This is a genomic window from Microbacterium sp. SGAir0570 (assembly GCF_005491085.2).
In the GTDB taxonomy this organism is placed as follows: Bacteria; Actinomycetota; Actinomycetes; order Actinomycetales; family Microbacteriaceae; genus Microbacterium; species Microbacterium arborescens.
On sequence record NZ_CP027929.1, the window covers coordinates 1,728,981 to 1,743,251 of the forward strand.

The 14,271-nt window shown below is 69.7% G+C and carries 10 protein-coding genes; 7 read left to right on the forward strand and 3 right to left on the reverse strand.

Annotated features, from left to right (window positions below):
• The first annotated feature begins 8 nt into the window (after positions 1 to 8).
• Positions 9 to 1,049 (forward strand): DNA polymerase III subunit delta, encoded by a 1,041-nt coding sequence (gene holA / locus C1N74_RS08280; protein WP_071918103.1) that lies wholly within the window; start codon positions 9 to 11, stop codon positions 1,047 to 1,049.
• Positions 1,050 to 1,110: 61 nt separating this feature from the next.
• On the opposite strand, the gene rpsT is transcribed toward holA, so the two are convergent.
• From rpsT to C1N74_RS08295, 3 genes are all read right to left on the reverse strand, one after another.
• Positions 1,111 to 1,371: a 30S ribosomal protein S20 gene (gene rpsT, locus C1N74_RS08285; protein WP_023950754.1), complete on the reverse strand. Its 261-nt coding sequence runs from the start codon at positions 1,369 to 1,371 to the stop codon at positions 1,111 to 1,113.
• Positions 1,372 to 1,487: 116 nt separating this feature from the next.
• Complete coding sequence (locus C1N74_RS08290; protein ID WP_023950752.1) at positions 1,488 to 2,225, reverse strand: alpha/beta fold hydrolase; 738 nt, start codon at positions 2,223 to 2,225, stop codon at positions 1,488 to 1,490.
• Between the two features lie 117 nt (positions 2,226 to 2,342).
• On the reverse strand, positions 2,343 to 7,217 hold the full coding sequence (locus tag C1N74_RS08295) for an ExeM/NucH family extracellular endonuclease (RefSeq protein ID WP_258317895.1): 4,875 nt from the start codon (positions 7,215 to 7,217) through the stop codon (positions 2,343 to 2,345).
• Positions 7,218 to 7,487: 270 nt separating this feature from the next.
• Between C1N74_RS08295 and lepA the strand changes: the two genes are divergently transcribed.
• From lepA to C1N74_RS08325, 6 genes are all read left to right on the forward strand, one after another.
• Complete coding sequence (lepA, locus tag C1N74_RS08300; RefSeq protein ID WP_023950748.1) at positions 7,488 to 9,338, forward strand: translation elongation factor 4; 1,851 nt, start codon at positions 7,488 to 7,490, stop codon at positions 9,336 to 9,338.
• A 26-nt stretch (positions 9,339 to 9,364) separates the two neighbouring features.
• A complete protein-coding gene (locus tag C1N74_RS08305; protein ID WP_137750343.1) occupies positions 9,365 to 10,024 on the forward strand; it encodes a DUF1990 family protein in 660 nt (219 codons plus the stop codon).
• Entirely contained in the window at positions 10,024 to 11,241 is a 1,218-nt protein-coding gene (gene hemW, locus C1N74_RS08310) for a radical SAM family heme chaperone HemW (protein WP_137750344.1), read from the forward strand. Before C1N74_RS08305 ends, hemW begins: the two co-directional genes overlap by 1 nt.
• 80 nt (positions 11,242 to 11,321) lie before the next feature.
• A complete protein-coding gene (gene hrcA, locus C1N74_RS08315) occupies positions 11,322 to 12,359 on the forward strand; it encodes a heat-inducible transcriptional repressor HrcA (protein ID WP_023950742.1) in 1,038 nt (345 codons plus the stop codon).
• 40 nt (positions 12,360 to 12,399) lie between these two features.
• Positions 12,400 to 13,521, forward strand: coding sequence for a molecular chaperone DnaJ (gene dnaJ / locus C1N74_RS08320; RefSeq protein WP_064956572.1), 1,122 nt, complete (start codon positions 12,400 to 12,402; stop codon positions 13,519 to 13,521).
• A gap of 4 nt (positions 13,522 to 13,525) precedes the next feature.
• A complete protein-coding gene (locus C1N74_RS08325) occupies positions 13,526 to 14,254 on the forward strand; it encodes a 16S rRNA (uracil(1498)-N(3))-methyltransferase (protein ID WP_137750345.1) in 729 nt (242 codons plus the stop codon).
• Positions 14,255 to 14,271: the final 17 nt, after the last annotated feature.

Below are 14,271 nucleotides of genomic sequence, written 5' to 3' on the forward strand. Positions count from 1 at the left end.
CTGGGAGCATGCCGCCGAGTCCCCGACGTCCTGCCGCCCGCGGTGCCGCGAAATCGGCCATCCGGCAGCTGTCGTGGCGCGCGCCGGAACCGGCGCCCATCGTGCTCGTCGCAGGCCCCGAAGAGGTGTGCGCGGAGCGCGCCATCGCCGGACTCCGCGACTATCTGAAGGCCGAGGACCCGAGCCTCGAGGTCTCCGACATCCGCGCCGACGACTACGCCGCAGGCACCCTTCTCGGGATGGCGTCACCCTCGCTCTTCGGCGAACCTCGGCTCGTGCGAGTGGCGGGCGTCGAGAAGTGCTCCGATGCCTTCCTCACGGAGGCGCTCGCGTATCTCGAGAATCCGCAGGAGGGCGCCACGATCGTCCTGCGGCACACGGGTGCGAGTGTCCGGGGCAAGAAGCTGCTCGAGGCCATCCGTTCGGGCATCGGGGGCGGGGTCGAGATCTCAGTTCCCGCGATCAAGCGCGACTCCGACCGTTTCGACTTCGCGGCGGGGGAGTTCAAGGCTGCGGGCAAGCGGATCGCTCCGTCGGCGCTCCGAAGCCTCGTCTCCGCTTTCGCCGACGACCTGACCGAGCTCGCGGCCGCCTGTCAGCAGCTCATCTCGGACGTGCCCGGTGACATCGGCGACCAGGTCGTCGAGAGGTACTACGGGGGCCGGGTCGAGACAACAGCCTTCGCCGTCGCGGATACCGCGATCGCCGGTCGCTACGGCGAGGCGCTCATCACGCTGCGGCACGCTCTGGCCAGTGGGGCCGATCCCGTGCCGCTCGTCGCCGCGATCGCCTCGAAGCTGCGCACCATGGCGCGCGTCGTCGGCACGCGCGAGCCGTCTGCCGCGCTCGCTGCCCGGCTCGGCATGAAGGACTGGCAGGTCGACCGAGCCAAGCGCGACCTCGTCGGATGGACCGAGTCGGCCCTCGCGACCGCGATCCAGGCGGCCGCCCGCGCGGATGCCGAGGTCAAGGGTGCCTCGCGCGACCCCGTCTTCGCGGTCGAGCGGCTCGTCACCGTCATCGCGACGCGGTCACCCTACGGGTCCTGACCGCTCAGCGGCAAAGCGAAAGGCCCGCCCCACACGGGGACGGGCCTTCAACAGCGGCGGCTCAGAGAGCGGCGACCTGCTTCGCGATAGCCGACTTGCGGTTCGCAGCCTGGTTCTCGTGGATGACGCCCTTGCTCACGGCCTTGTCAAGCTTCTTCGAAGCCTTGGCCAGCGCCTTCTCGGCAGCAGCCTTGTCGCCGGCGGCGATGGCCTCGCGGGTGCGACGCACCTCGGTCTTCAGCGCGCTCTTGACGGCCTTGTTGCGCTCGCGCGCCTTCTCGTTGGTCTTGTTGCGCTTGATCTGCGACTTGATGTTCGCCACGTTCGACGTATCTTTCGTTCGGAGTTTTCGGTGGATGTGCCGGGCGACAGTAGAGGGATGCCGCACGGCGGTCGTGTGAGGGAGGAACCCACACGGCAAGCCGACTTGAGAGTCTATCAGGTCGCGTCGCGAGAGCCGGTATTCGCGAGGGTCGCGAGGGCGAGATCGATGACCGCGTTGAACACACGCGGACGCATGGCCGTGACGAGGTGACTGGTGCGAGGGACGACGATCAACTCCGCCTCGGGCGCCAGCTTCGCGAACAGCCGTTCATTGACGCGCAACTGGTCGTACTGGCCGTTGACGAACCAGGTCGGCACATCGATTCGTCGGATCGCCGCGAGCAGGTCGAGCACCGACAGGCTCGCCAGCGCTACGTCCTGAGCGTCGTATGCGTATCCGCCGGCGCCGAAGTCCGGCCGGGTCTCGACGGGAAGCGTGCGGTCGAGAACCCAGTCGGTGATCCGCTGGCCGCGGCCGGGCAAGCGATCGAACCCGAGGGCGAGCGCTCGATATACCGCGAGGCCGAATCCACGGGGGATCGCGGTGCAGGATGCGGCGATGAACGCAGACACCGGGGGACGTTCCTCACGGCCGACGTAAGCGGTGCTCAGCAGCCCACCCATCGAGTGGCCCACCAGCAGGACGGGGCCGCGCTCGGCGGCATCCCGAACCGCATCGTCGATCGTCGCGAACGCGCCGTCGAGGGTGAAGGTCTCGGCCATGCGCGTGCCGTGGCCGGGCAGGTCGAGCGCGGTGACGGGGATGCCGCGATCCTGAAGATGGGCCACCTGAGCGCGCCACATCGTGGCCGAGGTCCGGATCCCGTGCACGAGCACCACCTGCGCGGTCATGCTCCCACCCTACGGACCCGACTCGTGCGCCGCTGGAGCAGCTCGGCGCGCACATGAACGAGTGAGGGCGACCGGTGAGCCCGGCCGCCCTCACGTCGTATCAGCGTGCGTGCGAGCTCATCGCTCCGAGGCGGCACCCCGTCGCCGTGTCACCGCGATGACGCCGCCCGCGACGAGGAGCATCGCTCCCGCGAGCAGAACGCCCAGCGGCGTCTCCGCGCCGGTCACCGCGAGCTGCCCGGAGCGCACGACGGTGATCGCGAACTCCAGCGGCTCCTCGCCGGACGTGGAGATCCGCAGCGTGTGCGCTCCCACCGCGAAGTCCCCGGGAATGGACACCCGGAAGGACGTCACACCGGCGCCGTCGGCGGCCGGGATGCCGCGTACCTCGATCGGCTCGCTGAACAGGGTCGCGCCGATCCGCTGGCCGGGCTCGAGGCCCGAGACCCGCACATCGATGAACCCGCCCTGCTCCACCCGGGTCGTGGAGAGCTCGACCTGCGCCCACGCCGCCGCGCCCGGGTCGGTACCCGGCTCGGTGCTCGGCTCGCCGATCCGGACCGGGATCATGACCGTCGTCTCCGTGGCATCCGTCGTCAGGACGAGCTCGGCGACGCCGTCCGGGAGGTCGGCCGGAAGCGGCACCGACACGACCGCGCTTCCTCCCGCGACCGGTGCGGTCGCGATGACGTCGCCGCCGAGAGACACATCCACCGCGCCGTTCTGGGGTGCACCGAGGCTCGTCATGTCGAGGTTCGACACGGTCAGCTCGAGTGTCGAGCCCGCGGCCGCGGTCTCGGGGACGCCCTGGACACGCACGGCGTGCTTCGTGAACGAGGGCGCGACGGGCTGCTTCGCGCCGAGGTACTCGATCCAGGCCTCGTGGTCGAGGAACCCGGTGTCGACGTAGTCGGTGCCCGCGGAGAAGGCGCGGAAGTTGTCTCCCGAGCCGGACGCGAGGAACGAGAGCGTGCCGATGCGGTACTCGGCGTCGAGGTCGAGCGGCTGCCCGTCGACCGTGACCGAGGTGATCCGGCTGCCCTCCGGGCGGGTGTCGTCGAACGTGTAGGTCACGTTGTCGGACAGGCCCAGCTGCAGGTAGGGACGCGACGGCACGTTGCCGTCCTTGTCGCGCTGCCACTGCTGCTCGAGAACGCGCACGAAGTCGGCTCCCGTCAGGGTCACGAGGGCCATCGTGTTGTTGAACGGCAGCACGGCGTACGCCTGCCCCCAGGTGATCGTGCCGTCCGACACGCCCGCGACCGCGTTGGCGCCGAATTCGGCCTGCGTGTCGAACAGGTCGGCCCGGAGACCGCCCGAGTTGGTCACGCCGATCTGCGCGCCGTTCGGCAGGTTGGCGAGGTTCGATCGGATCGACTCCGCGACGAGATTTCCGAGCGAGGACTCCGACGCTCGATCGTCGCGCTTGCCGCCGGCGTAGGCGCCGTCGGCGTACGACCCGCCCGAGTACGCGCTGGTGATGTCGGCGGAGATCGTCGCGACCGGCGTGTTGCCGATCTCAGCGAAGTCCGCGAGCGCCTGCCGGACGATCTCGTCGACCTCGGCCACGCGCGGGTACGTCGCGATCAGGTCGGCGGCGGGGGTCTTGGTCTGTCCGACGTTCTCCTGCGTGTGCGAGACGACCTCGCCGCTCGTGGGATCGACAGAAAGGACGACCTTGCCGACGAACTCGCCGTACGAGCCGGTCTGGACGATCGGACGAGTCCGGTCCGTTCCCGGGATCGGCGCCGACCACGCGTAGAGCTTGTGCGTGTGACCGGTGTAGATCGCGTCCACCTCGGGGGAGGTCTCGTTGACGATGCGGGCGAACACCGCACTGTCGGCGACGGCCTCATCGAGGCTGGCGTCCGAGGCGCTGTCGGCCGCACCCTCGTGATAGAGCGCGACGATGACGTCGGCCTGGTCGCCGGAGCCGTCGGTGAGGTCGGCTGCGACGCGGTTGACCGCTTCGACAGGGTCGCCGAAGTCGAGACCGGCGATGCCCGCGCCGCTCACCAGCGACGCGGTCTCCTCCGTCACGACGCCGATGACGCCGATCGTGAGGCCCTGCGACTCGACGAGCTCGTACTCGTCGAACTGCGGGTCGGTCGTGCCGGCGGCGTAGACGTTCGCCCCGAGGTGCGAGAAGTCGGCGCGCGGGATGACGCGGTCGCGCAGGTCGGCGAAGCCGCGATCGAACTCGTGGTTGCCCACGGCGCTCGCCCGCAGATCGAGAGCGTTCAGGACGTCGATCGTCGGCTCGTCCTGCGCCAGGGAGGACGCCGGGAGGGAAGCCCCGATGTTGTCGCCGGCCGACAGCAGCACAGCGTCGGGTGCGGCGGCACGCAATTCCTCGATCGTTCCGGCGAAACCGACGGTTCCCGGAACCTCGGGCTGGGCCTCCACCGTGCCCTCGGCGGGCTTGGCCGGCGTGACGCCGGTGATGCGCCCGTGGAAGTCGTTGATTCCGAGCAGCGTCAGGTCGATCGGCTCGACCGGGGCCGATGCCTCGGCCGAGAGGCCCACCTTCACCGGATCGTGGTCGGAGGAGCGGTAGGGGCCGTCGTCGTAGAACAGGGCGCCATGGTTGTTGTAGCGGCTGTACTCGAACGAGAGCGGCTCACCGGAGTTGATGTTCCAGATGTCGCCGCCGGTCGCGCGCTCGCGCGCGGCACCGTTCATCAGGATGTGATCGAGCGAGCCGGCGAGCCCCGAGAACGAGTAACTCGACTTCTCGATGCCGAGGGCAACTTCGGCCGACTCATAGCCGGCGCCGCGCAGCACCTCGATGGGGTCTTCGTAGGTGTAGGAATTGAAGTCACCGACGAGGAACACGGCGTCAGTGTCACCCTGGATGCTCGGCACCCACTCGGCCAGCGCCGTCGCCTGGCGCACTCGCGACTCGTTCGACCGGCCCTGACCGTTCGGGTCCTCCTCATCACCCGGCCACGGCCCAGCCGATCCCTTCGACTTGAAGTGGTTGACGACGAAAAGGAAAGCCTCGCCGCCGTTCACCGGAACGAAGGTCTGTGCGATCGGCTCGCGAGCGTTTCCGAAGGCCTGTCCGTCGGCCGATAGCGTGCCCAGAGCGCGAGCATCGCCGACGCGCTCGACGAGCGCAGGCTGGTAGATGATCGCGTTGGTGATGACGTCCCGGAGGGATGCCGCGGGCAGCTCGGTCGACGAGGGAACATAGGCCCATTTGCCCGGCTCCGACGCCGCGTTCAACGCCGCGACCAGCGAAGCCGTCGCTTCATCGGCGGTCTCGCCGAGCGCGGCGGAGTCCTCGATCTCCATCAGACCCACCACAGAGGCGTCCAGGGCGTTGATCGCGGCGACGATCTTCGCCTGCTGACGCTCGAGGTCATCGGCGTCCCATGCTCCGCGCTGATCGCAGCCGCCCTGCACGTTCACGCCCTCACCGGTGCGATCCGTGTAGGCGGCGCAGTCGCTGTCGTCGACCCCCAGCGTCGTGAAGTAGTTCAGAACGTTGAACGATGCCACGCTGAGATCGCCGCCGACCGCTGCCGGAGCAGCAGGGCGATCGATGGAGAACAGGACCTGGTCGCCTGCGCCCGTGGCGTCGCCGACGCGGAACTGCGTCGGGTTGAGCTTCCAGGTGTTGTTGCGGTAATCCAGGACATATGCGCCGCTCAGGGTCGCGCTGCCACCCACCACGGGCGGCTCATCGAGCGACAGGTACGCGGGGATCAGGTCGCCGTTCAGCAGTCGGCCGGTGTCGCGGTTGCGCTCCGCGAAATTGATGGAGCCACCGTCGTCGAGCACGACTCCACGCGCGAGGTTGTCGGCCGCGACCGCCGCGGCCTCGGCCGATCCCGGGCGGGCGGCATCCGTCGGCTGGCGCAGCGGCGAGCCGCCGGTCGCCAGACCCACCTCGCCGTACTGGCCGGTGGTGTAGGTGTTGCTGATGGTGAACGGCTCGTCGACCTCGACGAGCATCGACTCGAGCGCCTCGCGCGCAGCGACGGCACGCGGCCATTCCGCGAGAGTCACCGGCACGGGAGCCACGGCCTCCGTATCGAGCCGCTCCGCGGAGCCGGGAGAGACAGCGAGTTGCGTGAGCCCGTTGAACTCGCCCGCCACACCCGTGACCCGCACGTTGTCGCCGAGTGCGACCTCGTCAGCCACCTGGGCCGTGCGCGTGTATACGAAGACGGCGTCGGAGGAGGCACGCTCCGGGTCGTAGGCTCCGCCGCTGCCGGCGGTTTGAATGACGTAGCCGTTGTAGCCCCCCGTGGCGTAGTGGGCGGTGACGACACCCTCAGTCGTCACGGTGGCGCCCGCGAGCGGGGTGGTGTCGCCAGGGCCCTGGATGTCGCCGATCGAGACCACGGCGGGCTCCCCAGGCTGCTCGGGGGTCGTGCCGGCCTTGCCCTGGGGCGTCGGCGCTCCGGCAGCGAAGTCGGTCCGGTTGTCGGCGGTGTTTCCGGCGACGTCGTCACGGGCGATGCTCGTCGCGTTGGTCGTCGCCGGTGCCGCGCCGGAACCGGCGAAATCAGTGGCGTTGCCCCACCCGACGTAGTCGACGACCGTGTCGTTCTGCGCGAGGCCCGATCCGCCGCTGAGCGCGGCTGTCGAGTTCACGAGCGCGACCTTGCCCTGCGTGCCGCTCATCGGGATGGATCCCTCGATGTCGGCCGTGAAGCCCGTCAGCCCCGCGTCGCCTCCGACGGCCTGGCCGATCAGCAGGTGCCCGCCGGGCTCGATGGTGGCACCCGCCAGAGTGGTCACCTGCCAGTTGGAGCCCGTGCTCGACGCGTACTGGACGCTCCAGCCATCGAGCGACACGGCGGCATCCGAGGTGTTGCGCAGTTCGATGAAGTCGCGGTTCAGCGGTGCGCCGTTGTTGCCACCACCGCCGTAGACCTCGTTGATCACGACGGGCGCGCCGGCGCTGACCGCGGCACTCGCGGGCATCGCTGCCCACCCCACACCTCCCGTCACGATCGCGAGGGCGGCGCTGGAGGCCACCCATCTGTGCCAGGGTCGTCGCGCGGGCGCGACAGGGGCTGCTGTGATCACGGTGCTCTCCCGGGGCGGACCGGGCGCGGGGGATATCGCGCAACCACCGGCCGCCGCAATGAGCATTCGACGTCACCGATGTGTTCGGCAAGTAGCGGAATGGTTAATTGTTTATCACCGGACAGAATGCTGGCGTGTCCGAGCTTCGACCTCGTATTCTCCCGCGCGCGAGGGTCGGCGGCAGTGCCCTCGCGCCGCCCCGGGTAGACTTCCCGGGACATGTCTCCGCGCGCACTCCAGCCGCTCGCGCCTGCCGCAACGCCGCCCGAGCTCATCCGCAACTTCTGCATCATCGCCCACATCGACCACGGCAAGTCGACGCTGGCCGACCGGATGCTGCAGATCACCGGCGTCGTCGCCGACCGCGACATGCGCGCCCAGTACCTCGACCGTATGGACATCGAGCGCGAGCGCGGCATCACGATCAAGAGCCAGGCGGTGCGGATGCCGTGGTCGAAAGACTCCGGCACGTTCGCGCTGAACATGATCGACACGCCCGGGCACGTCGACTTCACTTACGAGGTCAGCCGCTCTCTCGCCGCGTGCGAAGGAGCCATCCTGCTCGTCGACGCCGCACAGGGCATCGAGGCGCAGACCCTCGCCAACCTCTATCTCGCCCTCGAGAACGACCTGCAGATCATCCCCGTCCTCAACAAGATCGATCTGCCGGCGGCAGACCCCGAGAAGTACGCGGCCGAGCTCGCGAACCTGATCGGCGGCGACCCCGAAGACGTGCTCCGCGTCAGCGGCAAGACCGGGATGGGCGTCGAGGATCTGCTGGATCGCATCGTCGACCGCATCCCCGCACCCGTCGGCGATCCCGAGGCGCCGGCGCGCGCGATGATCTTCGACTCGGTCTACGACGCCTACCGCGGCGTCGTCACCTACGTCCGCATGGTCGACGGCAAGCTCGAACCGCGCGAGCGCATCCAGATGATGTCCACGCGCGCGACGCACGAGCTGCTCGAGATCGGCGTGTCGAGCCCCGAGCCGATCCCCACGAAGGGGCTCGGCGTCGGGGAGGTCGGCTACCTGATCACCGGTGTGAAGGACGTCCGCCAGTCCAAGGTCGGCGACACCATCACCAACCACCGGAAGCCGGCATCCGAGGCGCTGCCGGGATACACCGACCCCAAGCCGATGGTGTTCTCGGGCATCTACCCGATCGACGGCAGCGACTACGGCGACCTGCGCGAGGCCCTCGACAAGCTCAAGCTGTCGGACGCGTCGCTCCAGTACGAGCCGGAGACCTCGGTCGCGCTCGGTTTCGGATTCCGCTGCGGCTTCCTCGGGCTGCTTCACCTCGAGATCATCACCGAGCGCCTGTCGCGCGAGTTCGGTCTCGACCTCATCACGACGGCACCGTCGGTGACCTACGAGGTCGCGACCGACACGGGTGAGACCGTCGTGGTGACCAACCCGAGCGAATACCCCGACGGCCGCGTCGCCGAGGTGTCCGAGCCGGTCGTGAAGGTCGGCATCCTCGCCCCGAAGGACTACGTGGGCACGGTCATGGAGCTCTGCCAGTCGCGTCGCGGCACGCTCCTCGGCATGGACTACCTGAGCGAGGACCGCGTCGAGCTGCGCTACAACATGCCGCTGGGCGAGATCGTCTTCGACTTCTTCGACCACCTCAAGTCGCGCACGCAGGGCTACGCGAGCCTCGACTACGAGCCCGCCGGATCGCAGACCGCCGACCTGGTGAAGGTCGACATCCTCCTCCAGGGCGAGAAGGTCGATGCGTTCAGCTCGATCGTGCACCGCGAGAAGGCCTACGCCTACGGCACGATGATGACCGAGCGCCTGCGCAAACTCATCCCGCGCCAGCAGTTCGAAGTGCCGATCCAGGCCGCCATCGGCGCGCGGATCATCGCCCGCGAGAACATCCGGGCGATCCGCAAGGACGTCCTCGCCAAGTGCTACGGCGGTGACATCACGCGTAAGCGCAAGCTCCTCGAGAAGCAGAAAGAGGGCAAGAAGCGCATGAAGATGGTCGGTCGCGTCGAGGTTCCGCAGGAGGCCTTCATCGCCGCTCTGTCGGGTGACGTCGAGGGCAAGGACAAGAAGTAGCCCTTCCGGGAGCAACGAGGAGACCCATGCATCAGCGACGCGGGACCTTCCGAGACGAGACCGTCGACTACGCGGCGGTCGGTGCCACGCGCGCCCACGACCTCATGGCGTATCCGCCGGAGCACAGCATCCCGGCCGAAGACGCCTGGCGGATCGGCAGCGGGCAGGCACGCTTCGACACCGCCGCCGACCTTCTCATGTCGTGGGCCGCGCTCCGCGGGGCGGGTCTGCGTGTCGCCGACGTGCGGCCCGCCTCGGGACCGATGTACACCGGCGTCGCATTCGACGATCAGGGCAACGCCGTCGCTCCCAGCAGCATGGAGCACGAGCAGCGCTTCGCCGCGGACGGCACCCCGTACGTCGGAGCCGGAACCAAGCTCCAGGTCCACGGCCGGGTCGCGGGCCAGAGCGCGGATGCCGAACTGCGCGTGATCTTCGTCGACGAAGAGCCGCGCCGGGTGGCGTTCGCCCTCGGAACCGTCGGCGGTTCCGTCGTCAGCGGCGAGGAGTCGTTCCTCCTGGAGTGGCGCGATAACGACGAGGTCTGGTTCGTCGTGCGAGCGTTCGACCGCCCGACCGCCTTGGCCTACCGCATGCTGAAGGGGCTCGTCCGCCGTCGGCGCCGACTGCTCTTCCAGGGATATCTCCGCGCGATCTCGCCGCTGTACGCGACGCCCGGCGCCTGATGGGGGCGGCACTGCCGATCGGTGATCCGGTGCCGGCCGGCGGCACCCTACCGGACGACCTCGTCATCGACCCCGACGTGCCCTTCGGGGTCTACCTGCACGTCCCCTTCTGCCGGGTCCGGTGCGGATACTGCGACTTCAACACCTACACGGCCACCGAGCTGCGGGGCGCGCGGCAGGACGCGTACGCCGACGAGGTGCTGCGCGAGATCGCGCTGTCGGCGTCCGTGATCGACGAGCGCGGCCCCCGCCGTCCGGCGCAGACGGTGTTCTTCGGCGGCGGCACCCCCACGCTGCTTCCCGCCGGCGACCTCGCGCGGATGCTGCGGGGAGTACGTGACACCTTCGGCATCGCCGCCGGGGCGGAGGTCACCGTCGAGGCCAACCCGGACACGATGAGCGCGCGGGTCGCCGACGAGTTGGCCGCGGCCGGTGTGACGCGCCTGTCGATCGGCATGCAGTCCGCCGTACCGCACGTGCTGGCCGCGCTCGATCGCACGCATGACCCCGCGAACGTGTCCACCGCCGTCGCCGCCGCGCGGGGAGCCGGACTCGACGTCTCGGTCGACCTGATCTACGGTGCGCCGGGGGAGAGCCTCGACGACTGGCGGCGCTCGGTCGACACCGCGGTAGCGCTCGAGCCCGACCATGTGTCCGCCTACGCGCTGATCATCGAGGAGGGCACCCGTCTCGAGCGGCAGATCCGCCGCGGCGAGGTGCCCGCGCCCGACGACGACCTGCAGGCCGACATGTACGAACTGGCCGATGACCGACTCGCCGTCGCCGGCTTCTCCTGGTACGAGGTCTCGAACTGGGCCCGGTCGGCCGACCAGCGCTCGCGCCACAATCTCGCCTACTGGCGGGGAACCGACTGGTGGGGATACGGACCGGGCGCCCACAGCCACCTCGCGGGCCTGCGATGGTGGAACGTCAAGCACCCGGCCGCATACGCTCAGCGTCTTGCAGCAGGCGATTCACCCGCGGCCGGACGCGAGCGCCCCGATGCCGATGCCCGTCGTCTGGAGTCCGTGCTCCTGCGTTCGCGGATCATCGACGGACTCGCGATCGACGATCTGGACGCCGAGGCACGCCCGTCCGTGGCCTCCCTCATCGCCGACGGTCTCATCGAAGGCGCCGCAGCCGTACGCGGTCGCGTCGTCCTCACCCGGCGCGGACGTCTCATGGCCGATGCGGTCGTGCGCGCGCTCACGGAGTGATCGCGAGGAGACGCGCCGCGTCGCCCACGCGGTAGAATTGGCACTCGCAGACATCGAGTGCCAAACAGGAGGTGACGGACATGGTCTCAGAGCGCGGACTGCAGGTGCTGCGGGCGATCGTGCAGGACTATGTCGACACCCGCGAGCCCGTGGGAAGCAAATCGATCGTCGAACGCCACGCCTTCGGCGTCTCGGCCGCGACGATCCGCAACGACATGGCGCTCCTCGAGGACGAGGAGCTCATCGCAGCGCCCCACACGTCATCCGGACGCGTCCCGACCGACAAGGGATACCGCGTCTTCGTCGATCACCTGGCGGGGCTGCGTCCTCTGAGCGCGGCCCAGCGCGCGGCGATCACGACCTTCCTCGACGGCCCGACCGACCTCGACGACCTTCTCGTCCGCACCGTGCGCGCTCTCACCCAGCTGACCGGCCAGGTCGCGATGGTGCAGTATCCGTCGTTCGCCCGCGCCCAGGTGTCGCACCTCGAGCTGGTCGACCTCGGCGGCGGACGTCTCGTCGTCATCGTCGTGACCGATACCGGCCGCGTCTCGCAGCGCGTGGGAGTCGTGCGGACCGTGCTCGATGAAGGGCAGTTCGCCGTGGCCAAGGCGACGCTGCGCGCGGCCGTCACCGGCGCGGCCGTTCGCGATGCGGTCACCGCCGTCTCGGCGCTCGCGGAGGGTGACTCGGTCGGCGATCCGATCGGCGACGCGGTGCGGGAGATCGCTCGGATCCTCGTCGAAGAGCTCGAGACGTTCCGCCAGGACCGGCTCGTGATGGCTGGAACGGCCACCCTCGCCCGCCGCGAGGCCGACTTCCGCGGAAGCATCTACCCGCTCCTCGAGGCCATCGAGGAGCAGGTGACTCTGCTCAGGCTCATGGGCGAGATGGTCGCCGACGACCGTGGCGTCGCAGCCCGTATCGGCCGCGAGAACGAGCCGTACGGGCTGTCCGAGGCGTCGGTCGTCACGAGCGACTACGACGTCCCGGGCTCGCGCGCCCGGGTCGGGCTCATGGGCCCCACCCGTATGGACTACCCGACGAACCTCGCGACGGTCCGCGCCGTCGCGCATTACCTCAGCCGGCTCCTCGACGAAGACGAGAAGTCCCGCTGACCCCCACCCACCCACGCCCCTCCGGGCGGAAAGGCGATCCGTGGCTGACCACTACGAGGTCCTGGGCGTCGCGCGCGACGCGTCGCCCGACGAGATCAAGAAGGCGTACCGACGCCTGGCACGAGAACTGCACCCCGACGTGAACCCGGGCGAGGATGCGTCCGAGCGGTTCAAGCTCGTCACACACGCTTACGACGTCCTCAGCGACCCCGAACAGCGTCAGCGCTACGACATGGGCGGCGACTCCGCCGGGGGCTTCGGCGGAGCCGCGGGCTTCGGCGGATTCAGCGACATCTTCGAGACCTTCTTTGGCGGCGGCGCCGGAGGCGGTGGTCGTGCCGGGCGCCCGCGCTCCCGACGCGAACGCGGGCAGGACGCCCTCGTCCGGGTCACGCTCGAGCTGGGCGACGTCGTGTTCGGCGTGCATCGCGACATCGAGGTCGACACCGCGGTGCTCTGCGACACGTGCCAGGGCTCGTGCTGTCAGCCCGGAACGCAGCCGGTGACCTGCGACGTCTGCCACGGCGCGGGCAACGTGCAGCGCACCGTGCGCAGCCTCCTGGGCAACGTCGTGACGTCGCAGCCCTGCAATGTCTGCCAGGGCTACGGCACGACGATCCCGTACCCGTGCACGACCTGCCAGGGGCAGGGACGCGTCCGGGCGCGCCGGACCGTCTCGCTCGACATCCCCGCCGGCGTCGAGACGGGACTGCGCCTGCAGCTTCCCGGATCCGGCGAGGTCGGCCCGGCCGGCGGCCCCAACGGCGACCTCTACCTCGAGGTCACGGTCGCTCCGCACGACGTGTTCAGCCGCGAGGGCGACGACCTGCTCGCCACGCTCGAGGTGTCGATGCCCGACGCCGTCCTGGGCGCCACGACGACGATCGATTCGCTCGACGGTCCCGTCGATCTCGAGCTGCGTCCGGGCGTCCAGTCCGGCGATGTCCTCACCATCAAGGGTCGCGGGATCACCCCGCTTCGCGGCTCGACGCGCGGAGACCTGCGTGTCGGCGTCCACGTCGTCACCCCGACGCGCCTCGACGCGAAGGAACGGGCGCTCATCGAGGAGCTGAAGAAGCGTACGAAGTCTCCGGCTCCGCAGCTCGCCGAGTTCCACCAGGGTCTCTTCGCCAAGCTCCGCGATCGCTTCCGGAACAGCTGACCCCATGGCTCTGCACTTCCTCGTCGACCCGCCGCTCATCGCACGGCCGGGCGAGTCCGTCGAGCTCACCGGCGCCGAAGCACACCACGCGGCGGGCGTGCGACGCGTGCGGGTCGGTGAGGCGGTGACCGTCGGCGACGGCGCGGGAGCCTGGCTGGAGGGAAGCGTCACGGCGGCCGACCCCAAGCTGGTGCGCATCGACGTGATCTCTCGCGTCGAGCACCCCGCGCCCGCACGGCGTGTGACGCTGATCCAGGCGCTCGCAAAGGGCGATCGCGACGAGCTCGCGGTGCAGGCCTGCACCGAGCTGGGTGTCGATGCGATCATCCCCTGGCAGGCTGGTCGAAGCGTCTCGCGGTGGAACGGGCCGAAGGTCGAGCGCGGTGTGCAGCGATGGGCGACCATCGCGCGCGAGGCGGCGAAGCAGGCGCATCGCGCCTGGCTGCCCGTCGTCGCAGCCCCCGTGTCGACCTCCGACATCGCGGCGCGGTGCGGTTCCGAGCGGGTGCTGGTGCTCGAGCCGACGGCGACGCGGCGACTGAGCGATGTCGAGCTGAGCGACGGCGACGTGTCTCTGGTGGTCGGTCCGGAGGGTGGGTTCGCAGCCGATGAGCTCGACGCGCTCGTCGCCGCCGGTGCACTCACGGTGCGCTTGGGCGACACGGTCCTGCGGACCTCCACGGCCGGTCCCGCCGCGCTCGGCGTCGTCAACGTCGCCCTGGGGCGCTGGTGACGCCGAGCCGTCCGTCC